Genomic DNA, 26,082 nt, shown 5'->3' on the forward strand with positions numbered 1-26,082 from the left:
GAGGTTCGCTATTTCAGCGGCAGGAAGAGCTCTGCCACCGCCGCATGTTCAGGTGCTTCGGGAAAGAATGTGAGACGCTGGCAATACAGGGGGAAATCCCTCGCTTCCTCGCCACTGGCCGGCAGCCAATCGCGATAGAGGTAAAGCGCGGCAGGCTCCAGATCATCAGTATTGCCGACGACTTTCAGCACGGCGCAACGGCCGCCGGGGATCATGCCCGCCTCGATATGCTCTCCATTCGTCTTGATCGGCTGATCAGTGCTGACACAAAGGTCCAGTCGATACTCGTCCGGAGACGTCACCCGCGGATCGGAATGGAAGATGTTGAAAGTCAAACTGGTCTTCGGATTCAGGCCGGTGGCTTTGCGCCATGCTATGAAACGTTTGATCGTGTCGCCGATCCTTGCCGGATCACCTCGGTGTTTCATGATCGCGACAGGGGTCGGAGACACCTCGCGGATTTCGATGTCATTTGCTGCAAATGTCCTTTGCATAAGCTTACTCCTTGCTTGGTTGAGAGGCCCGAGGGCGGCAAGCCACGGTTCCCAATCGGGAGATTTCCTGAACTGCGAAGGCGACTGGCTGAACCGTTGCCGAAATGCGCGGGCAAAGGCGTCAGGAGCTTCGTAGCCGGCATCCATCGCTATCTCGGTCACGCTGTCTACGTCCCTGTAGGCCAGCCTGTAGGATGCCCGCTTCATGCGGACGAGTTGGATATAGCGATGCACAGACAGCCCAAAGGCCGCCGCGAACTGCCGATGGAAATGAAACTTGGAGAAGGCGGCCACGCAGCTCAACTCGTCCAGGTCCAGATTGCGGTCGAGATGCTGATCAATGTGATCTAGGACCCGTTGCATCCGGGCATGGTAGTTTCGAAGCGTCGTCGTCATTATCCTGTCCTTGCCGTGGCAGGACCAAATAGCCCCGCACAAGTGCTGTGCGCTCGACCGATCTTGCGGATTATCAGGCTTGGCTGCTCAGCAATAGCGTCGGCCTATGAGGTAGCCATCCGGCAGGGGGTGTCGGCATCCACTGTGGAGCGCAGATTATGCCGCCTGAGCGTTCAGCGTCTTCGGTATCCAGTTCCACGGTAGCAATTGCTCCAGCCTGCTGATCGGCGTGTCCGCAATGTTGGCGAGGACGTCGGCGAGCCAGGCCTGCGGGTCGATGTCATTGAGCTTGGCGCTCATGATCAGTGTCGCCATGAACGCCGCACGTTCAGCACCACGATCCGATCCGGCAAACAGCCATGACTTCCTGCCGAGTGCAAAGCCTCTGAGCGCTCGTTCGGCAGCATTGTTCGTCAGGCAAATCCGGCCGTCATCGAGGAATGACGTAAAGCCATCCCATCGCTTGAGCATGTAATCTATCGCCTCGGCGACGGGAGAACTGCGCGACAATTTTGCCCGCTCGGTTTGGAGCCAATCATGCAGCTCTTCGGCGAGTGGCTGGCTGTCTTTGCGGCGGCGCTCCAGACGCTGCTCGGCGGCAAGACCGTTGATCTCCCGTTCGATATCGAACAGGGCATCGATCCGTTTGACGGCCTCCAATGCCATTGGCGAGATCGGCGCAGCTTTGCTGCCACGTTTGGCGTTCGCGGCGATGTCGGCCAGCACGAAGAACTTGCGGCGTGAATGTGCCCAGCAGAGTGCTTGGCGCAGAGGCGCGGGATCGCGATCTACCTTGAACAGCGGATTGTAGCCGCCATAGGCATCCGCCTGCAGAATGCCGGAGAAGGTCTTCAGGTGGCGTTCGGGATGCTCCTGTCGCCGGTCTCGCGATGCGTAGAACAAAGCCGCAGGCGGTGACAGCCCGCCAAACGGCCGGTCATCCCGGACATAGGTCCAGATGCGGCCCGTATCGGTCTTTCCCTTCGCCAGGATCGGCACGGTCGTGTCGTCGCCATGCAGTCGCTCGGCGGCCAGGACATGGGCCTCGATCAACGAATGGATTGGCTTCAGGGCCGCGGCGCACGCGCTGACCTGATCGGCAAGCGTCGACAGGCTGAGGTCGATCCCCTCGCGGGCATAGCGCTCGCTCTGACGGTTCAGCGGCTGATGCTGGGCGAACTTCTCGAACAGGATCATAGCCAGAAGGTTCGGACCGGCAAAGCCGCGCGGCGTCACATGGAAGGGTGCTGGCGGTTGGGTGATCTTCGCGCATTCGCGGCAGGAGAACTTCTCCCGCACAGTCTGGATGACCTTCCACTGACGCGGGATAACCTCCAGGGTGTTGAGTTTCAGCAGAATTTGACCCGCTTTTTCATTTCGCGTTAGTCCACCAGATCCGATGTAGTGTGAATTGTCCGCAAACAACTTTAGTCGGCCGGAGTGGATCATTGCGCGATGGAAAAATGGCTCAAACTGACGCGAAAACTAACAACGGCACTTCTTCCTCGTCGCGCCGATGATCTATGCGGCCATCGGACGATTGGCGGTCCAGAATTTCAAGCCCAAGCAGCTGTCGGAGTTGAGCGACACGCAGGAGAGATTTCGCGCTGCCAGCAATAATGCCGACCCGTTGGAAATGGTTCTGGAGAACAACAGGTTCCATGCCATCATGGGCGACATGTCCGGCAACGTTTACTTACAGCCCAGCTTGAGACGGCTTCTCGTCGACCATGCCCGGATAGGACAGACGTTCTTCCAACCGAGAAATGACGACATGCGACAGCGCCTCCAACTGGCGATCGAGCACCATGACGGCTTCATCTCGTCCATCAAATCTCATGACGAGGACGCTGTGGTTGACCTAGTGTTCAAGCATTGGGAATTGTCGCGTGAGAATATGGAATTGTATGTCGTTCCTGACGACATGAAGGCGGACGTCCCGGTCGAAATTCGCGCTTTGCCGGGAAAGACGGCCATCGAAAAAGTGTGAATTGCCAATATAGGGTTGGACGCTTGGTCGTGCCCACCCAAACAGCACGGATAGACTGGAAGTGTTGACAATGCAGACGCGGCGACGAGAAGACTACGCGCTCCTTCCAGAATGTGTTGTGTCTCCGAAGAGACGAGACGCGCCGTTTGAGCCACCTGCGAATGGACCTCGGCATATCGATGCTGCCGATTGGCAAATTCGCCATAGCCGAGAAGTACCCGAGCTGGCAGAAGCGCGGCGGCAGCAACAGCTAGAAGTCGTCTTCTCATCACGCCCTCCCATGTTGGCGCGCCGGGTCGGACCAAACTGTTCGGTCCTTGATATAGCGTTGATTTTGTCATGCAATTTACTTGCGGAGGATCCAGCGCCCGTGTTCAGACAGATCTTCACTCTGTCTCGCCGGTGAGAAAATGGACGTCAATCTGACGGCCGAGCTAATCATCGATGCGGACATCCTAGCGGTCATCGAGGACAAAAAAGTCGGTTGCCGTATTGAAAATCGAATCAGATCCGGAAAGTCCGGCGGCATCATATTTAAAAGCTAGGATATCCAAGGTTTGCTGGCGAGGCGGGAAAGTCTGTTCGGGCTGAGAATTTCGATCGATCGGTTCGACCGAAGGCGCAAAATTCCCTCCGACTTCAGCCTCGATAAGCTCCTCGAAACTGTTTCGATCGTCATGCCGAGATAGTCACCGATGTCGGTACGAGTCATTGGGATATCGACGCTGTCTAATCCTCCCTGGCGTTCTACAAGATCGACGAGGAATACCGAGAGCTTCTCGATGGCGGATTGCTTGCCAACCACCAGCAGATGCTCCTGAGCGCGAACCATCTCCTTGAGGGCGAGCTCCATAAGGTCGGCAGGAAACCGGCCGTCATCGTCCATGTCGACGGTCGTCAGTCCGGTCGCCACAATGCATTCAGCAAAGAAGCTGCGCACTTGTCCGCACTCAAAACCAAATGTCTCGCCCGCGAAGTGGAAGGCGATCACTTGCCTGCGGCCGTCAGCCATAAGGCGATAGATTTTTACCGCGCCGAATTCGATGCGGTAAAGCACTCCCGACGCTTCCCCCTGAGCATAGATTTCGGTGTCCGGCGTGAGCATCGCCACAGGCCGCGGGCGCGTGAACGTCTTGGCGAGCAGTGCGCGAGGAGCCCGGAAGTTACTGGGAGCAATGGAAGATGAAGCGCGCATGGCGGTGTCCCCGTGTTGTCTATGGGGGTAACATGCACGAATGCCCGCAGAGTCGAAATTAGGTTCTACCACTAAGGGTTCTTACGTAGCGCGGGCCCTCAGCAAAGCGAGCGCAGTCAGGACATCGGGCCCCGCGAGCGGCTTGTTCAAGACGATTACGCCCGGATCACGGCCCACGAGGTCCAGATCGTCTTCGGCCAGAAGGATTGTGCCAACCCCCGGTTCCCTGTCGGCGAGCCATGCGATCTTATCTGAGGCGGGGAGGTTGCTGTCCAGGACGACGCAGAACGCGCCGCCCGTGCTGTCCTTGGCCGACTGCCAGGAGCGGAACGGCTTGACGCGATATCCGTGCGCTTCGAGCGCGAACGCCAGCGAACGGAGTAGGGCCGAATCTTTTGCGATCGCGACGATGGTGGGTATCTGCGGCAATTGGATGACCATTGGCATGGGCTACGCAGGATTGCGTGGAACCATCTAAGCGCACGAACCGGATACGCGGCCTTGTCCAGGATCAAACTCCGCGTGAGTTTTTTTCAGGATTGGCGAAGCCAACGGCGAGCGACATCCGCACCAGTTCGGGAAGACTACGTGCCTTCATCTTGGCCATGACGTTCGCCCTGTGCACTTCCACAGTGCGCGGACTAATGTCTAGACTGAATGCGATCGACTTGTTGGGCTGGCCGATCACGACCTGCTCGAGCACCTGGCGCTCGCGGTCGCTGAGCGTTTCAAGGCGACTCTTGATCTCCTCGGCTTTCTCGCTTCTGGAAGCCGTGCTGCCCAGCCGCTCCGACGCGTTTCGGATCGCATCCACCATTACAGTCTCATCGAACGGCTTCTCTATAAAATCGATCGCTCCGGCTTTCATCGCCTCGACTGCCATCGGAACGTCGCCGTGTCCCGTGATCAAGATGGAGGGAATTGAGATGCCGCCCGCCGCGAGCTTACGGATCAGCTCCACTCCGCTCATGTCGGGCATCCGGAGGTCCGTCACGAGGATAGCCTGGCTCAGGCTACGTGCGATGGCCAGGAAGGCCGCCGCGGATTCATGAATCCGAACCCCGAACCCGTTCATGGTTAACATGAAGGCCAGCGATTTCCGAACCGCATCCTCGTCATCAACAATGTGCACAGTGAAGTCGTTGATCGTCATTCGTCATCCCTGTCGTATGCTGGCAGCGTGAACCCGAAACTGGCTCCTCCCAACGCGCTTTGGGACACTGTCATCTCGCCGCCGTGGGCCTGCACAATGCGTTTCGAAATAGAAAGACCGACGCCCATCCCCCCTGGTTTCGTCGTTATGAACGGCTTAAAGAGCTGGTCGGCGATTTCCTCGGAGATGCCCGTCCCCGAGTCCTCGACCACCACCGTCACCTCGTCCGCGCTGGAGCGCCTGATACTGACCCGCAACTCGCGCACGGGCGAATCCTTCATGGCCTCGATGCCGTTGCGCAGCAGGTTCGTCAGCACCTGCTGTATTTGGATGCGGTCAACCATAACGTGGTCAACGCAGCTGGGGAAGTTGAAGATGGCCCGTACACCTTTTTCCCGTGATCCCACTAAGGCGAGTGCTGCCGCTTCTTCAACGATCTCGCGGATAATCTGCGGAGATTTATCCGTCTCGCCCTTGGTGACAAATTCGCGGAGATGCTTGATGATCTGGCCAGCTCGCAAGCTCTGTTCGCCCGCCTCCTTCAGTGCCCCGCGGAGCCGCTCGGCTTTTTCGCCCTCCCAGTCCTGCAGAAGACGTGCCCCGCCATGAACGTAGTTAGCAATCGCTGAGAGCGGCTGGTTTAGTTCGTGGGCGAGGGTGGACGCCATTTCACCCATCTCGTTCAATCTCGCGAGACGAGCGAGTTCGGTCTGGATTTCCTGGAGCCGCGCCGCGGATTCCTCCCGCTCGGTGAGATCGCGAACGAACCCCGTGAAGAAGCGTCTGCCCGCCGTCAGCATCTCGCCGACTGCCAGTTTCATTGGGAAGGTGGAGCCGTCCTTGCGTTGGCCCACAACGACCCGGTCGACACCGATGATCCGCTTTTCCCCAGTGGTCAGATATCGATGGAGGTAACCATCGTGTTCATGACGATAGGGTTGCGGCATCAGCATCCTCAGATTTTGGCCCACGACCTCGTTTTCGGAATAGCCGAACTGTCTTTCCGCAGCGGCGTTAAAGCTAACGATTGTTCCTTCGTGGTCGCTGACAATGGTGGCGTCAAGAACGGTGTCGAGGATCGATTTGAGATGCGCGTCTCTGGTATCTAGGGCGAGTGCGGCTGCGGCGATCTTCTTGCGGGACTCGCGCAGCAATTCGCCCATTGCGGCGATCGACACTCCCACGAACAGGAAAACGAGCAGTTCCGGAACCTGTACGCCACCCGGCGTAAGCGACCTGAGGTAGATGGCCGAAAAAATCGAAAGGACGACCGCGAGCGAGCCCGGACCAAAGCCCCCAGTAAGCGCGGCGAGCAGGATCGATGGAACGAAAAGTATGTAGATGGCCCGGTCGTCCAGCACACCCATAAGGAAGTAGCGCAGCAGGAAAGCGATCAGGACTGCCGACACGGCGAAAGCGTAGCCGTGTGTCGGCGGCCAGTTCCTTTGCAGGAAATCCGACAAAGTCCGGGCAAAACCGTTCTCATCGTTCGACGTCATCGCGTGTTACCATGCTTCCTCTGTGCCCTGATCGGTTGCCCGATATCCACTATCACGTGTGAAGAGGCCGTGTCACGCAAGGATCAGACGCGTGCGAGGAACAGAGCTGGTTCGATTTGTCTGAACTTTCCGCGGCATTGTCCACTCAGGGTAATGAACTGTCAAAAACGAGTTCCAACCACTTTGTCGAAGCGGCTACCTGCCGTTCAGCGCCTCAGGAGGAGCACTACTCTTCCACCTGCTGAGCAAGCTCTACGAGCGAACCAGCGTCGTGATTACCACCAACCTCAGCTTCAGCGAATGGGCCACCGTCTTCGGCGATGCCAAGATGACCACGGCTCTGCTGGACCGCCTGACCCATCGTTGCCATATCCTGGAAACAGGGAACGACAGCTTCCGCTTCAAGGCTAGCTCAGCTGCCGCAGCACAGAAGAGAGGAGAAAAGGCCAATCCCTTGATCAAACCCTGATCAGAAAACCATACTTAGAGGTGATGGCTCACTTCTCGGTGGAAAAAGCGGGGGTGCGGATAAAAAGTTGGACAGCTTTATATGATCAGGCCGAGGCTTTTACGATATTCGACCGGGCTGAGCGATCCCAGCGATATCTTGATGCGCTTCTCATTGTACCAGCGGATATAGGCATCCACCTCGCCGACGAACTGTTCGATTGTCATGGCCTTCCAGTCCCGGGGATAGAAGAGTTCGGTTTTCAACCGGCCGAAGAAGCCTTCGCACGCGGCGTTGTCTTGCGAGCAACCCTTTCGGGACATCGAGCGAACCAGTTTCGCTTCGCTGATCCGGGTTAGCCAGCCTGGCCAGCGATAATGAGCTCCGCGATCGGAATGGACGATTGGCCGTTCCTCCACTTCGGTCACGGTCACAATGGCTGCATCCAGCATGGTGTTGACCAGCCCCGCATCGGGTTGCGTTCCAATCGACCAACTGATGACCATACCGTCAAAGCGGTGGATGATAGGCGAAAGGTAGACCTTCCCGGCTGGGATCTGGAACTCGGTGATGTCTGTCAGCCACTTCACGTTCGGCGCTTTCGCATGGAAGTCGCGATGTTCTCGGGCGCCGGACTGCTCACGCCAGTCCTCTTAGGGCATAGCCTTACACGCTATTCAAAACATCGAGGCCGAAGCGGAACAAATGCGCCGGTGAGTGTGGTGCATGCGGCGCGTGGCCAAATGCCGGTAAAAATGCGCAGCTTCATGGATTTTTCGATACCACGGTTGAGGCGCGGCCTGTTTGAATTGCTGGATGCGAGTGATGAAAGGTGAACATTGCAGCGAGCATCAATCAGCGCCGCTTGATTGTTATGATGTGGAGAAGCTCCACTTCAGTAGACGGTGCCGCAGCGATGTATTCTTTTTCATATGCGATCTGCGCATCGATACACTGAAGGTGAAGGCTCGGAATTTTCTTTGATATTTTTTTAGAAACGGGGGGGCCGCGGTTCGAATCCGCTCAAGGCGCTTATTCGTATAGCTCCGAAGCCCGTTAGCGGGGAGGATGGGTTGTCCATCGGGCGAGTTAAGAGCATGCTGATTTGGTGTTTCACAACAGGGATTTTTGGGGCGATGGGACGTCCTCGATTACTTCCGGATAGATCATTCCCCCGCTACGCCTACTTGCCGGGCAAGGGTCCACATCCGGTCCGTGATCCTGGAGGACACAGCTACCGTGTTCAGCCGGTTTTGGTTATCGCGTCTCTCGACTCTGAGGAGTTCGAGTGGGGCCAGGATCTCTTTAATCACGGGTACTATTGGGAAGCCCACGAGGCGTGGGAAGGAATTTGGCAGATTGCAAACAGAGGAAGCCCGCTGCGCGCCTTTCTAAAGGGATTGATCTTGCTATGCGCAACCGGGGTGAAGATCCGGGAAGGTAAACGGACTCCAGCGATGCGTCACGCTAGACGCGCCGGCGCGCTGTTGCGAGATTTGATAACGGCGCCGCATGACCATTTCTCAAGCGCCCTAGGCATATCCCCTGGATTACTTGCTGATCTCGCCGAAGCGACAGCTGAGGCCATGCCGGCATCGCCCATGACGACTCAGGGACAGCCTGAACCGGTCTTCGACTTCGTTCTGGGAGACGCGTAGATTTTGCGGATGGCTCATCGAGAATTTCGGCGCTAAACGGCAGCCACTTTGTCGCTGCGGTCGTGATCGTGGCACGGCCAAAGGCCATAAGATCATCCAGCTTTGCGGGATTTCAGCTCCTTCACAACCGACTTCTTCAATGCGTCCATGATGTTTACGACGTTGCTCTTTTCCTCGTCATCATCCTTCGTGAATTTCGAAGTCTTGGCCTTCGACGGCTTCTTGGCTTTCTTCTTATCGGCAATGAGCTTCAGCAAGCTCTCCTGTATCGGATCGGACACCATCTCCGGAGACCAGTCCTTCAGCCGTTTCTTGATGGCAGCTTCAATCGCTGACACGTTTTTGGCGTCCGACTTTTTGTCTATGCGGGTAAAATACTCGCTCTCCGGCCGCACTTCATCTCCGAAGCGAAGGGTCCACACGACGATGCCTTCGCCTCTCGGTTCGAGCACAACCGCTCGTTCACGGCGACCCAGCACGACACGGGAGATGCCAACGACGTCCTCGGCCTCCATGGCTTGCCGAATGACTGCGAAAGCTTCGTCGCCGATTTTGTCGTTTGCCGTGAGGTAGTACGGGGTTTCGAGATAAACCCACTCGATGCTGCCACGCGGCACGAATTTTTCGATGTCAATTGTGCGGACCGTCTCCAGCTCGACGGATTCCAGATCCTCGTCGGTCAGGAGCACATAATCGTTCTCGCCGCGCTCGTAGCCCTTTGCTTCATGCTCATCTTTCACAGGCTTGCCGGTCACGCGATCCACGTACTGGGAGACTACCCGGTTTCCGGTATCCTTGTTGAGTGTATGGAAGCGGACTTTTTCGGACTCAGATGTGGCCGAGGTCATTGCCACAGGGCAGGTGACGAGCGAGAGCTTGAGGTAGCCTCTCCAATATGGGCGACGCGGTGCCATCGATCAGCTCGCTTTCTTGCTTGCGGGTTTTGCCCGGCTCTTGGTGGACTTGGAAGCCGTGACCTTCTTGCCCGAGTTGGCATTGGCGGCCTTCGGCTTGCTTGCGGACGGCTTATCCATGCCAGCGCTCTCACGCAGCGCCTTGAGCAGGTCGTTCGGCTTGGAAACCTTGATGGGCTTCGGCTTCGGAAGGGTCTTGCCCTCCGCCTTCGCCTTCACCAGCGCAGCGAGGGCATCCTCGTAGCGATCGTCGAATTTCGCTGGGTCAAACTCGCCCTTCTTCGTGGTGATGATGTGTTTCGCCAGATCGAGCATCGCGGCTTCGACCTTTATCTTCGCCACGTCTTTGAATACTTCCTCGGAAGGCCGGACTTCATAATCATAGTTGAGGGTCGTCGCGATCATGCCTTTGCCATGTGCCCGGATCAGGACAGTTCGCATTCGGCGGAAGAGCACAGTGCGAGCTATTGCCGCGGCCCTGGTCTTGCTCAGGGCATCCCGGATGCTGGTGAAAGCGTCCTGATCGACATCGTCGACCGGTACCAGGTAGTAAGGCTTGTCGAAATAGACGTCATCGATCTTGCCGCATGGGATGAAAGCCTCGGCTTCCAGCATCTTGTCAGAGTCGGGAACGACCGCCGCGACCTCTTCAGGGTCGATCATGATGTAATCGCCGTTGCCGGTCTCGAAGCCCTTCACCTGTTGGTCGCGTTTCACGACCTCCTCGGACTCACTGTCTATGAACTCGCGTTTCAAGCGGTTTCCGGTGCTCTCGTTGATCATATGGAAGCTGATCCGCTCGGATGTCGAGGTTGCCGTGTAGAGGCCAACGGCAGAACTGATTTCACCAATCTTCAGGTGACCTTTCCACTGAGCGCGATGTGCTGCCATTTCCGTCCCTCCGAGTCCATGGCAGAGGAAACTAAAACGCCGCCTACTTGGTTCCGTCGCTTTCGTTGGACTGGATCATGTCATTCAGGGTGAAGGGTCAATGTGGCAGTTTCGACGCAATGTCCCGAAATACGTGTCGCCGAACAGGATGGAAGTGAAACCACTGGGGCGCCAGCAGCGTTTGAACAGGTGATGGAACAAAAAGGACAAGTTGACATGGCAGACGACAGCACAACGACAATACGAGCAACGTTCGAAATACGTGCGGCAGCTGACCTCGCCGTCGAACATCTTGTTCAGCAACACGGTATTTCCAGGCCCGACGTTATCATCCAGTCGGCGAGTGGTGAAAAAACCGCCGGCTCCAGGCCGTCCGGCGGCGATGCCTCGCGTGAAGACGGCGCTCGCCACGATGGGGCATTTGAAGGCGAGATCGAAGTCTCTGCGGATATCGCTGCCGATCAGGCCGCCGCCGTCCTACGAAGCTTCGGAGATGCCGGAGCGATCCGCGTGTCGGGCAAATAGCAGTTTACGGGGGCGCCTTGAATTCGGCCCCGTTTCTCTTGCGTTAGGATTATAAACCATGGCCGATAATCTTTCGACGTACCGCGACAAGCGCGATTTCAAAAAGACCGCCGAGCCCAGTGGAGAGTCGCGGGTCAGCGCGTCCAACCGTCGTCGATTTGTGATCCAGAAGCATGACGCGACGCGACTGCACTACGATCTTCGGCTGGAGCTGGACGGAGTGTTCAAGTCTTGGGCCGTGACGAGAGGTCCATCGCTCGATCCTGGCGATAAGCGCCTCGCGGTTGAAGTGGAAGATCATCCTCTCGACTACGGCGACTTCGAAGGCACCATCCCCAAAGGCCAGTACGGCGGCGGGACGATTATGCTGTGGGATCGGGGCTACTGGGAGCCGGAAGGAAAGAATACGCCGGAAGAGGCGCTCGCCAAGGGTGATTTCAAGTTCACGCTTGAGGGTGATCGCCTACATGGCAGTTTCGTGCTCGTCCGCATGCGGCATGATCGCGATGGCGGCAAACGCACCAATTGGCTGCTGATCAAGCATCATGACGACTATTCTGTCGAGGAGAACGGCGCAGCCGTGCTTGAGGAGAACGATACATCGGTGGCATCCGGCCGGACGATGGAGGCCATTGCTTCCGGCGAAGGCAAGAAGCCAAAACCGTTCATGCTGCAAGGCGGCGCGGTTGAAGCGGATGCCGTGTGGGACAGCGATCACGGTCTTGCCGCCGAAGAGCGCAAGGCCGGGTCAAAGACAGTCACCAAGTCAGCGAAGAAGCTCGCGGCCGCCAAACGCACGAAATCTTTGATGCCGTACTTTATCGCGCCGCAGCTTTGCGAGACCTTGGCGCGTCCGCCATCTGCAAATGGCTGGATCCATGAAATCAAGTTCGATGGCTATCGCATTCAGATGCGGGTCGAGAACGGTGAGGTTACCCTGAAGACCCGCAAGGGCCTGGATTGGACCGCAAAATGGCCCGCCATTGCTGCGTCGGCGTCCAAGCTTCCCGACTGCATTATCGATGGTGAGATTTGTGCCCTCGATGAAAACGGCGCTCCCGATTTTGCCGCCTTGCAGGCTTCGCTGTCGGAGGGCAAGACGGACGACATGATCTTTTTCGCCTTTGATCTTCTGTTCGTCGGCGACGAGGAGCTGCGCGAATTGCCGCTAACCGAGCGAAAGGACAGGCTCGCTGCACTCTTGTCCGACGCTGGCGACGATCCCAGGCTCCGCTTCGTTGAGCATTTCGAGACGGGCGGCGATGCGGTGCTGAAGTCTGCCTGCCGCCTGTCTCTGGAAGGTATCATCTCGAAACAGGCGGACGCTCCCTACCGGTCCGGGCGCACGGAGACCTGGGCGAAATCGAAATGCCGCGCAGGCCATGAAGTGGTCATCGGCGCCTATGCCACGACCAATGGAAAGTTCCGATCACTGCTGGTCGGCGTTAATCGCGGCAACCACTTCGTCTATGTTGGCCGCGTCGGCACAGGCTATGGCGCAAAGGTCGTCGAGACGCTCTTGCCGAAGCTGAAGGAAATGGAGGCCTCAAAATCACCGTTCACAGGCATCGATGCGCCGAAGAAATCATCCGACATCGTCTGGCTGAAACCGCAACTCGTCGCCGAGATTGAATTTGCCGGCTGGACGGGTGATGGCCAGGTTCGCCAGGCGGCATTCAAGGGCCTTCGAGAAGATAAGCCGGCCGAGGAGGTGGAAGCAGTGACGCCCGCCTCTCCGATCGCAAACGAGGTGCCCGATCCGGAGACCGCCAAGCCGCCACCCAAGCGTTTCCGCAAGGGTGCGAAGGCGGAAGTCATGGGCGTGATGATCTCCAGTCCGGACAAGCCACTTTGGCCGGATGCCGGCGACAACGAGCCGGTCACTAAGCTCGACCTGGCGCACTATCACGAAGCGGTTGGGCCTTGGCTGATCGACCATATCAAGGGGCGACCTTGCTCGATCATTCGCACCCCTGATGGAATTGGTGGTGAGCAGTTCTTCCAGCGTCATGCCATGCCGGGGACGTCGAACCTTCTGGAGCTCGTAACCGTCTTCGGCGACAAGAAGCCCTATCTGCAGATAGATCGTGTCGAGGGACTGGGTGCGATTGCTCAGATTGGCGGCGTCGAACTTCATCCGTGGAACTGCGAACCCAACCAACCGGAAGTACCGGGGCGACTGGTTTTCGACCTTGATCCTGGTCCGGATGTTGAATTCTCCACTGTCGTCAAGGCTGCACGAGAAATCCGTGACCGCCTCGAAGACCTGGGGCTTGTCAGCTTTTGCAAGACGACCGGCGGCAAGGGCCTGCATGTTGTCACGCCCTTGGCTGTGCCGAAGGGCAAGAAACTCAAGTGGGATGAGGCGAAAGGCTTTGCCCATGATGTTTGCCAAGATATGGTGCGCGACTATCCTGATCTCTACCTGATCAAGATGGCCAAGAACCAGCGCGAGGGCCGCATCTTCCTCGACTATTTGCGCAACGATCGCATGGCCACGGCGGTTGCGCCATTGTCACCGCGCGCACGTCCCGGAGCAACAGTCTCGATGCCGCTCAATTGGAGCCAGGTGAAAACAGATCTCGATCCCAAACGGTTCACGATCCGCACCGTGCCCGAGCTGTTGAAGAAGAGCACCGCCTGGCAGGATTACTGTGATGGGCAGAGGCCTCTGGAACAGGCGATCAAGCGGCTGGCCAAAACCCGAAAGACGGCGGTTTGAGCCAGTGGGTCGCAAGCAATGGAGCGATGGAACAAGAATCGACCAGCAATGTAGAGGCTGAGACACCCGTCGGCGCAACGACGGACCTACCTCATGATCGCATCACGGTACAACGGTTTCGCCAGTCGTTTCCCCGCGCCCGATGGAGCGATAGGCCGAACGCCTGGTTTGTGCCTGGGCGCACTGCCGGCAAGCGCATTGGACGCTGGCTCGCTCAGATGGAAGCAGAAGCCGATGCCTTTGCCGAGGAAAAGGGCATGGATGCTTTCGCGTTTGATCCGATCGAAAGCCGTTATTTGGAAGCTGCCGCGTCCGGTTTGCAACTCCGGACGCCCTATTCACGCACGGTCGTGACCGAAATCCGGGAAATCCCATTGGCGCGCTGGGATCAGGATCGCCGCCTGTGGACAGTCCCTTACCGGTCACTGGATGATTTACGCCAGCGATGGCTAGCGATCCAAGAGGCGGCCGAGCGTAACGAGCCCGACGTGCGAAAGGCGCGGCGTGAGGCGTTGAAAGGCACCGAGGAGGAGGTCGCCGCAAAGGGGATGGCACGCGAGCGCCGCCTGAAACGGTATCCAGTTCCCATCGATGACGTGCCCCCATTTGATCGTGCGATCGGTACGCATGCAGGCGTCGTTATCTTCACCGATACGCATGGCGAGCTGGCGGATCCGGACATTGCGACCACGTTCTATTTTCACCCGCCCTCAAGCGGGGAATACGTTTGGGCGGCTTGGCGGCCAGGCTCCCTTGAGGAATTGGTCACGACCTGGCCTGCTCGCACGCCGCCCGGCGAGCGGGAGATTGCTCGCGGCTGGTGGTTGCCGGATCTGGACGAACTGCGGCCTGCGCGGCAGAAAGCCAGATCGAAACGGCGCGCGCAGCAGCGACGGCAGGAAGATCAGGGTCGATTGGAGACCCCGTTGAGCGGGAATAGGCGATGAACGAGATGGAGAGATTTCAGGGGCTTCCGCCTGCGGAGCCCCGTGAGATGATTGGACTTTGGACTGGCCGGGGTATGCCGTCCGGCCACCCTCTGGACGGAGTGCTCGAGAACCTTGGCTGGTTTGGCAAACGGTTCTCGGCTCAGATGCGTGTCGATGCGCTGTTGTTCCGTGGAGGGGAAAACCGACTGGTTGCCATCGATCCGGCCTGGATCCCGCTCCGTCTTGCACTTCGTTTCCACAAGCTCGGAAGGACCCGAGCCGCAAGCAACCTCTTTTCCTATCTGCTGCGCAGGCTGAGAGCCAAGGGCCCGGTTGCGTCGTTGAAAGCCATGCAGTTTCACGGGGTGACAAGTGCTGCGATGGCCTATGATACCCAGCCCATCATCGATCATTTCCGCAAGGTCGACGATAATCGCGTCATGGGAGCTATGGTGATAGAAGGCGACGACCGCGTCTATTTTTTCGAACTCCAGCGCGTTGAAGAGATGTGAACCTATTCGGAAGGACCGGCCTGCTTAAGCCACACTGCTCATCGCACATGCGGGTTCGTTATTGCGCTTGCTGCTTGGGGCTATCCAACTGCGGATTTCGGGCGCGAGCAGATCGTTCCGTTCAGCAAAAGCGACAAAAACCGGTTAGTACGGCACGGACGCCGGAGCGCGGCCCTGCTTGCTGATGATCTGCGGCTCATGCCCTCAGTCTCAAAGGTGAGTTGGAGCTTGAGTTTACACCGACAATCAACAGGCAATGGCATTCTACATTGGGCTCGGATTTCAGGAGCTCTCACGCCGTCCCCGCGATGATGATGGCTACGCTTTCGAAAATGCCCACCTGCGCTTGATTGGCTAGCGTTGTAGGGCGGCGAGAACCGCCGCCCTCTTGGCTCTTCTGGAAATTGCGAGTGACTGCCGACCGTCCGCTTGCCACGCAATTCGACGTGTCGAGTTTGGCCCGGGATTGACAGGCTTCGTGCTCTTGCTGCTTTCCGGGACTGGAGCGTCAGACGCGATGCAAAGCAGGCGCTTTCCCAGCGCATCTCTATCGAACTTCAAACGTCCTTTCACTCCAAGCCGCGGTTGCTCGGTGCCGAACTTGGTCGCGTCGTTCATTTTTCTCTTGACAGAACAGGTCCATAAACTGCTAATGCGCATTAGCAGCTAATACGTATTAGCAGATTAGAGCCTTATGGAAACGGGAACGTGGCAGCAACCAAGCGTCTGACCCAGAACGATATCGCGAAGATCGCCGGCGTCAGCCAGGCCACCGTTTCGCTAGTGTTGAATGGTGCGCCGACGGCTCTCGCCCGAATTCCGGCGGAAACCCGGGAGCGTGTGCAGAAGGTCATCCGCACAACCGGTTATGTCGCTGATCCGATTGCGCGGCGCATGGCCAAGGGTCTCAACCGGATTTTGGGCGTTTTCACGTACGAGCCGGCTTTTCCCAGTGCCCAAGCGGATTTCTTCACGCCCTTCCTGCTCGGCATCGAGGAAGAGGCACAGCAGCAGAACTACGACCTGCTGCTTTTGACCAGCGCCGGCGTCGGCAACAACCGCAAGATCTTTTCAGAAGGCAACCGGCTACGCATTGCCGACGGTTGCCTTGTGCTCGGGCGCGAATTCGATCGCGCAGAGCTCGCCCGGCTGGTGGCCGAGGATTACCCATTTGTTGCGATCGGCCGACGTGAGGACGCTGGCGGACCCGTTCCTTACGTCGGCGGCGACTATGCAGCCGGCACCCGCGCGCTGGTCGAGAAGGCCTGTTCGCTGGGCCATTCGAAACTGGCCTATGTCGGACCGCAGGGTCCGGCGGAATCCGTTGCCGACCGCTGGCTCGGATACCAGGCGGCGCTATCGGCCACCGGTGCGGAACAGGCGTTGCATATCGCCACCGTCAACCGCCCCGCCGACGAGATTCTCGATACGATCCTGTCGGCAGGCGCGACGGCTGCCTTCTTCATCGAGTTGGCCGACGCCGTCCGGGTGGAGATCCTGGCGCGCGATCGTGGAATTTCGGTGCCCCGCGATCTGTCGATGATCGTGCTCGGCAGCCACATCCGCGCCGGACGCAGCGCCGTGCGCTTCACGTCCTATGAGATCCCGCGCGAGGAGATGGGGCGGCAGGCGACCGCCATGCTGGTGACCCGCATCGAAACCGGCGGCGCCGGCAGCCAGATCCTTCTTCCCTGCGAGCCCGTCGCGGGAGAGACACTGGGACCCTGTCCTTCAGATCCAGCAGAAACAACGGATGGTATGACGTGAAAGAGATGCGAGCAGATATTCTTGTCGTAGGTGGCGGTCTTGGCGGGGTCGCGGCAGCACTCGGTGCTGCGCGGGCCGGCAAACGCGTCATCATGACGGAAGAATACGACTGGATCGGCGGTCAGCTCACCAGCCAGGCCGTACCGTCCGACGAACATACCTGGGTCGAGCAGTTCGGCATCACCCGATCCTATCGCAAGCTGCGCCAGGGCGTGCGCCAGTATTACCGCGACCACTATCCGCTCACCGAAGGCGCCCGCGCCTGGGCTGATCTCAATCCCGGCGGCGGCTGGGTCAGCCGCATCTGTGCCGAGCCGCGCGTCAGCCTTGCCGTGATGGAAAGCATGCTCGCACCCTATCGCGGCGCTGACCGCCTGACGGTGCTGCAACCTTATCGGCCTGTGGCGGCTGACGTCGACGGCGATACCGTCCGTTCGATCACCGTTCGTCACCGCGACAGCGGCGCCGAGATCGTGATTTTCGCCGATTACATCCTCGATGCAACCGAGCTTGGGGATCTTTTGCCGATGACCGGCACCGAATATGCCAAGGGCTTCGAGGCCCAGACCGACACGGGTGAGCCTAGTGCCCCGGCAGAGGCGCAGCCGGACAACGTCCAAGCCGTGTCGATCTGCTTTGCCATCGACCACGTGGATGGCGACCAGACGATCGACAAGCCGGAAAACTACGACTACTGGAAACACTACCAGCCGCATTTTTGGGGTGGCCCGATGCTGGGCCTGACCGCCCCGCATCCGCGCACGCTGGAGCACACGACCCGCTCCTTTACGCCAAACCCCGACGACGATCCGCTTCTCGTCGATGCCGACCAGCGCAAGGGCGGCGGTGACGAGAACCTCTGGATCTTCCGGCGCATCGCCGCCCGCAAGAATTTTGCGCCCGGCTTCTACACGTCCGACGTCTGCCTCGTGAACTGGCCGATGATCGACTACATGGACGGCACGATCATCGACGTTTCCGAAGCGGAAAAGGCGCGGCACCTGAAGTCGGCTGCCGACCTGTCCTATTCGGTTTTCTACTGGCTGCAGACGGAAGCACCGCGCCTCGATGGCGGAGCGGGTTATCGCGGCCTGCGCCTGCGTGGCGATATCACCGGTACCGAGCACGGCCTTGCCATGGCGCCTTATGTGCGTGAAAGCCGGCGCATCATGCCGGTCACCCGCATCGTCGAACAGGATCTGTCCTTTACGGTGCGCGGCGAAAAGGGTGCGGTCCGCTACCGCGACAGCATCGGCATCGGCATGTACCGGATCGACCTGCACCCCTCGACTGGTGGCGACAACTATGTCGACGTACCGTCCTGCCCGTTCGAGATCCCGCTCGGCGCACTTCTGCCGCAACGGATGAAGAACCTGATCCCGGCCGGCAAGAACATTGGCACCACCCATATCACCAACGGCTGCTACCGCCTGCATCCGGTCGAATGGAATATCGGCGAAGTTGCCGGGATGCTGGCCGCCTTCAGTCTCGAAAAGGGCCTGACGCCGCATCAGGTGCAGGCCGACGACAAGCACCTTCACGACTTTCAGGCAGCACTGACCCGCGAGGGCATCGAGATCCGCTGGCCCGAGGTCGCGGCCTATTAAGCCACACTACCATCTGTAGCTCGAACCCATCTTTGGAGGAGGACTGGGAATGCCCTATCATCTGACGTTGAAATCGACTGTCTTTGCGCTCGGTCTTCTGGGACTGGGCGGCATTGCCCAGGCTCAGTACGCCGTGAACCTGCGGATGACCATCTGGAGTGCCAACGAGGCACATCTGAAGCTGTTCAACGACATCGCCGCCGGCTTCAAGAAAGAGCATCCGAACGTCACGGTGGCCTACGAGTCGCTGCCGTTCGATACCTACACGACGGCGCTGACCACCCAGATTGCCGGTGGCAACGCTCCCGACATGGCCTGGATCTTCGAGACCTCGGCCTACGACTTCGTCAAGTCGGGAGCGCTCTATCCGCTGTCCGACACGCTGAAGGCTGCCAAGGGCTATAATCTCGAGGAAGTCAGCGCCGGTGCGACCGAGCGCTGGACGCAGGATGGCGCGCTCTATGCCTATCCGTTCTCGACCTCGCCATTTGCGATGTTCGTCAACAACGACGTCATCAAGGCCGCCGGTGCAAAGACCCCGGCCGAGATGATCGCGAGCGGTGAGTGGACCTGGGATACCGCCATCGCCACCGCATCGGCTGTCGGCAAATCCGGCAAGGGTGGGCTGGTCGTGCGCGACTTCAACTACCAGAACTGGCAGTACCTGACGTCGGTCTGGAACGGCTGGGGTGCGTCGCCCTGGAGCGAGGACGGCAAGACCTGCAGCATGGCCGACAAGCCGATGGCGGACGCCCTGTCCTTCATCCACGACGCCATCTTCACGAAGAAGGCGATGCCGGGCCCTGGCGAGACCGTCGACTTCTTCGCCGGCAATGCGGCGATGACCATCACGCAGATCAGCCGCGCCTCGCTGCTGCCCAAGGACAAGCCGTTCTCCTGGGATCTCGTGCCGCTGCCGAAGGGGCCGGCCGGGGAATATGCGCTGATCGGCCAGGCCGGAATCGGCGTCATGCAGTCGGGCAAGAACGCCAAGACGGCGGCGGAGTTCGTCGCCTACATGACCAACCCGGAAAACTCGGCGAAACTCAGCCAGTTCTTTCCGTCGGCGCGCAAGTCGCTGCTGAATGCCGAGGTGCTGAAGAAGACCAATCCGCTGCTCAGCCAGGAGCAGATCGAAAAGGTCGTGATCAACGGCATTGCCACCGGCAAGGTCATGCCCGGTCATAGCGGCTTTGCCCAGATCCAGCAGATGGTGCGCTCGAACCTGGACGCCGTCTGGCGCCCGGAAGCGGACGTGCCCGGCTCGCTGCAGAAGATCTGCGGCCAGATCGGCCCGCTGCTGAAGCGCTGAGGAGATCGTCATGGCTGTCGCGCATCATCATCACGAAACGTCGAAGACCGGCGCACCGCTGCCGTTCTGGACGATTGCGCGGCGCGACAGCCTCGCCGGCTTCCTGTTCATCGCGCCGCAACTGATCGGCATCATCACCTTCGTGCTGGTGCCGCTCGGCCTGGTGTTCTGGTATTCGCTGCATGAGTGGAACGTGCTGGCCAACACGTTCACCTTCACCGGCAGCCAGAACTACCGGATGGTGCTTGAAGACACCAACCTTCTCGAGGTGCTTGGCGCCACGGCCATCTTCTCGGTCGGCCTCGTCGTGCTCAACATGTCGCTGGCGCTGCTGCTCGCCGTGCTGCTCAACCAGAAGCTCGCCGGCATCGCTGTCTTCCGCACGCTGTTCTTCTCGCCGGTCGTGGTCTCGCTGGTCGCCTGGACGATCGTCTGGGGTTTTCTGCTGCAGAAGAACGGCGGCATCAACGGCATGCTGCTGATGGTCGGCATCGAAGGCCCAAACTGGCTGCGCGAGGACGTAACCGCGATGATCTCGGTCATCGTCGTGCAGGTGTTCAAGAATGTCGGGCTCAACATGATCCTGTTTCTCGCCGCGCTGCAGGGCGTGCCGAAGGAGTTGTACGAAGCGGCCCGCATCGATGGTGCGCCGGCGTTCAAGCAGTTCCGCCGGATCACGCTGCCGCTGATCAGCCCGACCATTCTCTTGACCTCGATCATCACCATCGTCGGTTCGCTGCAGGTGTTCGCGCAGATCGCGGTGCTCACCCAAGGCGGCCCCGGCCTCTCGACCACGGTGCTCGTCTATTACCTCTACCAGCAGGCCTTCCAGTTCCACTATTTCGGCTACGACTCGACGCTCTCCATCCTGCTTTTCGTCATCGTCGCCGTCCTGACCTTTGCCCAGTGGCAGATGCGCAAGAGGATCGTGTTCTATGAAAACTGACCTTTCGCCGCGCCTTCGGGTGGCGCTCTACGGCCTGATGTGCGTGCTGCTCATCCCGTTCGTCTTTCCGACCTGGTGGATGGTGACATCGTCGATCAAGCCGATCAGCGACATCTTTGCCTTTCCGCCTCAACTGATCCCGAAGAACTACGACTGGACGACCTATTCGAAGGTCTTCGAGTTGCAGCCCTTCGTGCAGCAGTACTGGAATTCGGCCTATATCGCCGCTGTCGTCACGATCGGTACGATGGTCGTGTCGTCGATGGCCGGCTACGCCTTCGCGCGGATCAGATTTCCCTATGCCGACACGATCTTCATGATCGTTCTGCTCGGCCTCCTGATCCCTTCGGAGGTGACGATCGTGCCGCTGTTCCAGATGTTTTTGAAGGCCGGCATGGTCAACACCCACTGGCCGCTGATCCTGGTGCCGATCTTCGGCGCACCGAGCGTGTTCGCCACCTTCGTCATGCGGCAGTTCTTCGTTACGCTGCCGGCCGAACTGGAGGAGGCAGCCCGCGTCGATGGTCTCGACCGCTTCAAGATCTTCCGAAAGATCGCCCTGCCGTTGGCAAAGCCGGCGCTGGCCTCGGTGGCGATCTTCACCTTTCTGCACTCGTGGAACCTGTTCCTCGAACCGATCGTGTTCCTGTCGACTGCGGAAAAGTTCACCCTGCCGCAGGCGCTGACGCAGTACACCGATGCCTATGGTGGGCCGATGTGGAACATCCAGCTCGCCGCCGCGACGCTGACGGCGCTGCCCGTCCTCATCGTCTTCATCATCGCTCAGAAACAGTTCGTCGAAGGACTGGCGCATACCGGCCTGAAGGGCTGAACAACGGGATCCCATCATGGCTCAGGTCACCCTTTCCAATATCCGCAAGAGCTATGGCTCAGTCAACGTCATCCATGGTGTCGATCTTGGCATCAACGACGGCGAGTTCGTCGTGCTGGTCGGTCCGTCCGGCTGCGGCAAGTCCACTCTGCTGCGGATGATCGCCGGACTTGAGACCATCACCAGCGGCACGCTCGATATCGGCGGCCGCATCGTCAACGATCTCGATCCGAAGGATCGCGACATCGCCATGGTGTTCCAGAGCTACGCGCTCTATCCGCACATGACGGTGGCAACCAACATGGGCTTTTCGCTCGAGCATCGCGGCGGGAGCAAGGCAGAGATCGAGGAGCGGGTGAACTGGGCGGCCGGCATTCTTGGCCTCGAAGCCCTGCTCGACCGTTATCCGCGCCAGTTGTCCGGCGGACAGCGCCAGCGTGTGGCGATGGGCCGGGCGATCGTCCGCAATCCGCAGGTCTTTCTGTTCGACGAGCCGCTGTCCAACCTCGACGCCAAGCTGCGCGTCGTCATGCGCGGCGAGATCAAGTCGCTGCACCAGAAGCTGAAGACCACCACCGTCTACGTCACCCACGACCAGGTCGAGGCAATGACCATGGCCGACCGCATCGTCGTCCTAAACGGCGGAAGGGTGGAGCAGATCGGCGCGCCGCTCGATCTCTATGATCGCCCCGCCAACCGCTTCGTCGCCGGCTTCATCGGTTCGCCGTCGATGAATTTCCTCGAAGGATCGATCACCCCGGATGGCTTTGCCACAGGCGGCCTGACTGTGCCTTTGCCGGCCTCTGCGCAAAGCCGTGTCGGTCGTCCGGCGATCTTCGGCATCCGGCCCGAACACCTCCTGCTGGATCCTCAAGGCGTGCCGGCCGAAGTTCTGCTGGTCGAGCCGATGGGCGCCGAAACGCAGGTCACGATGCGGCTTGGCGACACACAGGTCATCGGCGTGTTTCGCGAGCGCGTGGCCCTGTCACCCGGTGCCGTTATCAAGGTGATGCCCGACGCTGCGGCCGTCCATCTGTTCGATGCGGATGGCGGTCAGCGCCTCGAATAGTCCAACGGACATCACGATACCCGGTCGAAGCACAACAGTCTGAGTTCACGTGCGCGAACAAGGATGAATCACGGGCAGAAGTCGCACTTCAAGGCAGAGCCGCGCCTTTTGACCTTGCCCCGCAGAACTAATCCATTTTGAAGTAAGCTCTGGCCCATTGAGAGGACCAGAGAATTAAGCGCAACCGTTTCACGGTCCAACAGATTATCGGCATGATGACGGAACACGAGGCAGGCACGCGGGTCTCTGAGTTATGCCGATCCGCTGCACTTTTCCGGTTCTCCTGAAGGTGTCGATGGTTCGAATCCCTTAAAGGCGACGACGTCCCGCCAGATTGACGCCATGGTTCAGTGGCCATGGTATGGCACGATTGTAAATCGCCGACTGTCGATTGTCAGCAAGGGCCATCCAACCTCGAACCGTACTGTCGGCGGATGGCTAATCGTCGAATACCCTTACCCGACCCTTGAGACGCCGTGGGATCCGCTAAGTTCGGCAAGGACTTCATGGAGCCGCGCGATGATCTCGCCGCGGGGAGAGAGCGTGCGCTCGACGATGCCGATCTGGCGCGTCACCTGCGGTTCGCCGAACGGAAACCGTCTTAGGTCCTGACCCTCTGGCTCTTCTAGCGCGACATGTGGCACCACCGAAATCCCAAGCCCGTGGCGCACGCATGTCACGATCGAGCCGATGGTGTCTATCTCGGCCACGTCGTTGGTGACCACGCCCATCCGGGAGATCTCGGTGTCAATCAGATTCGCCAGAGGCACCGAACTGCGGAAGCGAACGAACGGCAGGGTGGCAAGCATCTCTACCGGGTCTTTCACCTGCATGACTTTCGGCGCGATGATCAGCAGGGGCTCTTTCAGGAACGGACTCCACCGAAGCGCAGCCGGAAAGCCCGTGTGCTCTGCGACCACGGCGGCGTCGAGCCGGCCTGCCGCCACATCGGCGATCAGCTGACTTGAAAGCCCGACCCGCAGGTTGACCTTGAGCGCGGGATACTCCATCCGCATCTGTGAGATGGTACGCGGTAGCAGCCCAAGGCCACTGGTTCTGACGGTTCCCAGCATCAGAGTTCCAGCGATCCGGTCCCCCCTCAAGCTCGCCTTAGTGTCGGCTTCCAGGCGAAGGATGTCATGCGCCATTTCAATGGTTTGAAGGCCCTGTGGCGTCAGCTTTGGAGGCCGTGACGACCGATCGAAAAGGGCAACTCCCAGTTCCAGTTCCAATGCCTGAACCTGCTGGCTGACGGCGGATGCAGTCAGATGCACGACTTCTGCCGCCTTGGCGAAGGTGCCATGCGTTCCGATCGCAATCAGGGTCTTGAGTTGACGCGTATCCATTTTCATCCAGTTATCCTTAATCAAACAACCAGATTTATTCGCTTTTGTGAAGAGCTACTTTCGATTATCCCAAGAAGTGAGGAGTATCTGCGATCGCTGGGAGGCCGTCGTAGATCAAGCAAGTCCCTAGAAAAGCGAATACTGCCCATCGCGTGCGGTCGGGTCGGAGATGATGCATGCGCAACGTGATTGTTGTTACTGGGCCGGATCTTGATCCGAGCGCCGAAAAGCTGGTGGCGGCGCACGGCTTCGAGACCGTCCACACGCCCCCTTACGCAGAGAGTGCCGTCATCGCCGAGCTGCTGGCGCGAACCGGTGCGCAAGGCATCATCTCGCGCATGGGCCGGATCGACGGCACCGTGATGGATGCGGCACCGCACCTGCGGGTCATCTCGAAGCATGGCGTGGGGGTCGACAACATCGATCTTGCGGCAGCCGCAGCGCGCGGTATTCCTGTTTTGGTGGCGACAGGAGCCAATGCGGTCTCGGTCGCGGAACATGCCATCACCTTGCTGCTTGCAACAGTGAAGCGCGTGCTGCCGCTCGATGCAGGGCTGCGCGGTGGCCGCTGGGAAAAACCCGGCTTTCTTGGCCGTGAATTGGCGGGTGCCCGTATGGCGTTGATGGGAATGGGCGCCATCGCACAGGCGACGGGCCGAATGGGAAAGGGCTTGGGCCTCCAACTTTGCGGCTACGACCCCTACGCCTCCCAGACCGCGTTCGAGCAGCTGGGCGCGTCCCGATGCGACAGCTTTGATGCGCTGCTCGAACAGTCCGATATTCTCAGCCTGCATTGCCCGCTGACGGATCAGACCCGCGGAATCCTGAATGCAGATGCGATCGGGCGGATGCCGGCTGGAAGCTATGTGATCAATACTGCGCGGGGCGGGCTCATCGATGAGGCCGCGCTCGTCGCGGCGATCCGGTCGGGTCATCTGGCGGGGGCGGGGCTCGACACCTTCGCGGTCGAACCACCCGCGCCGGGTCACCCGTTTTTCGCAGAGCCCAATATCGTGATGACACCGCATATCGGCGGGGTCACACGCGAAGCTGGCGCTCGCGTCGGAGTCGAAGCCGTCCGCGGTCTCCTTCAAGTGCTTGGGGGCGAAGCCGTCGCTTCCGAGCGGATCGCCAATCGCGCTCTACTGGCAAATGCCGGCGCGCAAATTCCCAAAGCAGGAGAATGAGCATGGCCATCGGATTTCGGATCTGCAAGCGAGCGGCAATCGCGCCCATCGAGCTGGTGGAGGCATTCGCGAAGCTGCCGGTCGCCAATGTCTCTGATGCGATGCACAGGGTCACGGCTGCCGGCCCGTCGCTTCGCCCGATGCATGCCTTCGGCGGAATGGCCGGCGTTGCACTGACTGTGCGCTGCCGCCCAGGAGACAACCTGATGCTGCACAAGGCCATCGACATGGCTCAGCCGGGGGATGTTATCGTCTGTGATGCGGGCGGTGATCTTACCAATTCGCTGATGGGCGAGCTGATGCTGGCTTATGCCGTCAAGCGCCGGGTTGCCGGCTTTGTCCTGAACGGCGCGATCCGCGATCTGGATGCGATCAGGAAGGTGAATCTTCCAATTTTTGCAGCCGGCGTCACCCATCGCGGCCCCTACAAGGATGGCCCCGGAGAGATCAATGTGGCCATCAGCCTTGGAGGGATGGTGATCGAGCCCGGAGATATCGTGATCGGTGACGCGGACGGGGTACTTTCCGTTCCGTTGGCCGGCGCGGAAGAAATCCTGAAGAAAACGCAGGCGAAGCAGTCGGCAGAGATGGCACAGATGACTGCCATTGAGGCGGGTACCAACGACCGGTCTTGGGTTGACGCGACCTTGCGCCGACTGGGTTGCGAGATCCCGGAGGGGGTTTGAACGG

At 59.4% G+C, this 26,082-nt stretch carries 21 protein-coding genes and 4 pseudogenes; 15 read left to right on the forward strand and 10 right to left on the reverse strand.

Going from position 1 to position 26,082, the window contains the following annotated elements:
• Positions 1–8 precede the first annotated feature (8 nt).
• Together HFC70_RS21920 and HFC70_RS21925 are read right to left on the reverse strand one after the other, a co-directional pair.
• A complete protein-coding gene (locus HFC70_RS21920) occupies positions 9–890 on the reverse strand; it encodes a GyrI-like domain-containing protein (RefSeq protein ID WP_168475430.1) in 882 nt (293 codons plus the stop codon).
• A gap of 156 nt (positions 891–1,046) precedes the next feature.
• A pseudogene (locus tag HFC70_RS21925) lies at positions 1,047–2,261 on the reverse strand (IS66 family transposase); the annotation flags it as partial.
• Positions 2,262–2,382: 121 nt separating this feature from the next.
• Between HFC70_RS21925 and HFC70_RS21930 the strand changes: the two are divergent.
• Positions 2,383–2,880: pseudogene (locus HFC70_RS21930) on the forward strand (FCD domain-containing protein); the annotation flags it as partial.
• 541 nt (positions 2,881–3,421) lie between these two features.
• Here HFC70_RS21930 and HFC70_RS21935 read toward each other — a convergent pair.
• The 4 genes from HFC70_RS21935 to HFC70_RS21950 all read right to left on the reverse strand — a co-directional run bounded on the left by HFC70_RS21935 (position 3,422) and on the right by HFC70_RS21950 (position 6,727).
• Positions 3,422–4,075 (reverse strand): helix-turn-helix domain-containing protein, encoded by a 654-nt coding sequence (locus HFC70_RS21935; RefSeq protein WP_168475431.1) that lies wholly within the window; start codon positions 4,073–4,075, stop codon positions 3,422–3,424.
• Positions 4,076–4,156: 81 nt separating this feature from the next.
• Positions 4,157–4,522 (reverse strand): hypothetical protein, encoded by a 366-nt coding sequence (locus tag HFC70_RS21940; RefSeq protein WP_168475432.1) that lies wholly within the window; start codon positions 4,520–4,522, stop codon positions 4,157–4,159.
• A 64-nt stretch (positions 4,523–4,586) separates the two neighbouring features.
• Positions 4,587–5,222, reverse strand: coding sequence for a response regulator FixJ (gene fixJ / locus HFC70_RS21945; RefSeq protein ID WP_168475501.1), 636 nt, complete (start codon positions 5,220–5,222; stop codon positions 4,587–4,589).
• Positions 5,223–5,224: 2 nt separating this feature from the next.
• Positions 5,225–6,727, reverse strand: a complete 1,503-nt coding sequence (locus HFC70_RS21950; RefSeq protein ID WP_168475433.1) for a PAS domain-containing sensor histidine kinase — start codon at positions 6,725–6,727, stop codon at positions 5,225–5,227.
• A gap of 193 nt (positions 6,728–6,920) precedes the next feature.
• Between HFC70_RS21950 and HFC70_RS21955 the strand changes: the two are divergent.
• Positions 6,921–7,196, forward strand: a pseudogene (locus HFC70_RS21955) (ATP-binding protein); the annotation flags it as partial.
• Positions 7,197–7,273: 77 nt separating this feature from the next.
• Here HFC70_RS21955 and HFC70_RS21960 read toward each other — a convergent pair.
• A pseudogene (locus HFC70_RS21960) lies at positions 7,274–7,812 on the reverse strand (IS3 family transposase); the annotation flags it as partial.
• A gap of 499 nt (positions 7,813–8,311) precedes the next feature.
• Between HFC70_RS21960 and HFC70_RS21965 the strand changes: the two are divergent.
• Positions 8,312–8,833, forward strand: a complete 522-nt coding sequence (locus HFC70_RS21965) for a DUF309 domain-containing protein (protein WP_168475502.1) — start codon at positions 8,312–8,314, stop codon at positions 8,831–8,833.
• A 92-nt stretch (positions 8,834–8,925) separates the two neighbouring features.
• Here HFC70_RS21965 and HFC70_RS21970 read toward each other — a convergent pair whose 3' ends face one another.
• Positions 8,926–9,747 carry a Ku protein gene (locus tag HFC70_RS21970; protein WP_168475434.1) on the reverse strand — a complete coding sequence of 274 codons (822 nt, stop codon included), beginning with the start codon at positions 9,745–9,747 and terminating at the stop codon, positions 8,926–8,928.
• A gap of 3 nt (positions 9,748–9,750) precedes the next feature.
• A complete protein-coding gene (locus tag HFC70_RS21975; protein ID WP_168475435.1) occupies positions 9,751–10,638 on the reverse strand; it encodes a Ku protein in 888 nt (295 codons plus the stop codon).
• Between the two features lie 216 nt (positions 10,639–10,854).
• Between HFC70_RS21975 and HFC70_RS21980 the strand changes: the two genes are divergently transcribed.
• From HFC70_RS21980 to HFC70_RS22025, 10 genes are all read left to right on the forward strand, one after another.
• The gene (locus HFC70_RS21980; RefSeq protein ID WP_168475503.1) at positions 10,855–11,163 is read left to right on the forward strand and encodes a hypothetical protein; all 309 of its coding nucleotides are present in this window, start codon (positions 10,855–10,857) and stop codon (positions 11,161–11,163) included.
• Positions 11,164–11,221: 58 nt separating this feature from the next.
• The gene (gene ligD / locus HFC70_RS21985) at positions 11,222–13,885 is read left to right on the forward strand and encodes a DNA ligase D (RefSeq protein ID WP_168475436.1); all 2,664 of its coding nucleotides are present in this window, start codon (positions 11,222–11,224) and stop codon (positions 13,883–13,885) included.
• A gap of 26 nt (positions 13,886–13,911) precedes the next feature.
• Positions 13,912–14,832 carry a hypothetical protein gene (locus HFC70_RS21990; RefSeq protein ID WP_168475437.1) on the forward strand — a complete coding sequence of 307 codons (921 nt, stop codon included), beginning with the start codon at positions 13,912–13,914 and terminating at the stop codon, positions 14,830–14,832.
• On the forward strand, positions 14,829–15,326 hold the full coding sequence (locus tag HFC70_RS21995; RefSeq protein WP_168475438.1) for a DUF4334 domain-containing protein: 498 nt from the start codon (positions 14,829–14,831) through the stop codon (positions 15,324–15,326). The genes HFC70_RS21990 and HFC70_RS21995 overlap by 4 nt, the downstream gene beginning before the upstream one ends.
• Positions 15,327–16,034: 708 nt before the next feature.
• Positions 16,035–17,093 carry a LacI family DNA-binding transcriptional regulator gene (locus HFC70_RS22000; protein ID WP_168475439.1) on the forward strand — a complete coding sequence of 353 codons (1,059 nt, stop codon included), beginning with the start codon at positions 16,035–16,037 and terminating at the stop codon, positions 17,091–17,093.
• A 5-nt stretch (positions 17,094–17,098) separates the two neighbouring features.
• Entirely contained in the window at positions 17,099–18,700 is a 1,602-nt protein-coding gene (locus tag HFC70_RS22005; protein ID WP_168475504.1) for an FAD-dependent oxidoreductase, read from the forward strand.
• A gap of 49 nt (positions 18,701–18,749) precedes the next feature.
• Positions 18,750–20,012, forward strand: coding sequence for a sugar ABC transporter substrate-binding protein (locus HFC70_RS22010; RefSeq protein WP_168475440.1), 1,263 nt, complete (start codon positions 18,750–18,752; stop codon positions 20,010–20,012).
• Positions 20,013–20,022: 10 nt separating this feature from the next.
• A complete protein-coding gene (locus tag HFC70_RS22015) occupies positions 20,023–20,958 on the forward strand; it encodes a carbohydrate ABC transporter permease (RefSeq protein WP_168475441.1) in 936 nt (311 codons plus the stop codon).
• Positions 20,948–21,790 (forward strand): carbohydrate ABC transporter permease, encoded by an 843-nt coding sequence (locus tag HFC70_RS22020; protein ID WP_168475442.1) that lies wholly within the window; start codon positions 20,948–20,950, stop codon positions 21,788–21,790. The genes HFC70_RS22015 and HFC70_RS22020 overlap by 11 nt, the downstream gene beginning before the upstream one ends.
• 16 nt (positions 21,791–21,806) lie before the next feature.
• Entirely contained in the window at positions 21,807–22,859 is a 1,053-nt protein-coding gene (locus tag HFC70_RS22025; protein WP_168475443.1) for an ABC transporter ATP-binding protein, read from the forward strand.
• A gap of 455 nt (positions 22,860–23,314) precedes the next feature.
• Here the strand turns inward: HFC70_RS22025 and HFC70_RS22030 are convergent, their stop codons facing one another.
• Positions 23,315–24,211: a LysR substrate-binding domain-containing protein gene (locus HFC70_RS22030; protein ID WP_246735908.1), complete on the reverse strand. Its 897-nt coding sequence runs from the start codon at positions 24,209–24,211 to the stop codon at positions 23,315–23,317.
• 170 nt (positions 24,212–24,381) lie between these two features.
• Here HFC70_RS22030 and HFC70_RS22035 point away from each other — a divergent pair, with 170 nt between their 5' ends.
• Together HFC70_RS22035 and HFC70_RS22040 are read left to right on the forward strand one after the other, a co-directional pair.
• Entirely contained in the window at positions 24,382–25,392 is a 1,011-nt protein-coding gene (locus HFC70_RS22035; protein WP_168475444.1) for a hydroxyacid dehydrogenase, read from the forward strand.
• Between the two features lie 2 nt (positions 25,393–25,394).
• The gene (locus tag HFC70_RS22040; protein ID WP_210259382.1) at positions 25,395–26,078 is read left to right on the forward strand and encodes an RraA family protein; all 684 of its coding nucleotides are present in this window, start codon (positions 25,395–25,397) and stop codon (positions 26,076–26,078) included.
• Positions 26,079–26,082 lie beyond the last annotated feature (4 nt).

Origin of the sequence: Agrobacterium sp. a22-2, from assembly GCF_012276985.1 — a bacterium.
Classification (GTDB): Bacteria; Pseudomonadota; Alphaproteobacteria; order Rhizobiales; family Rhizobiaceae; genus Allorhizobium.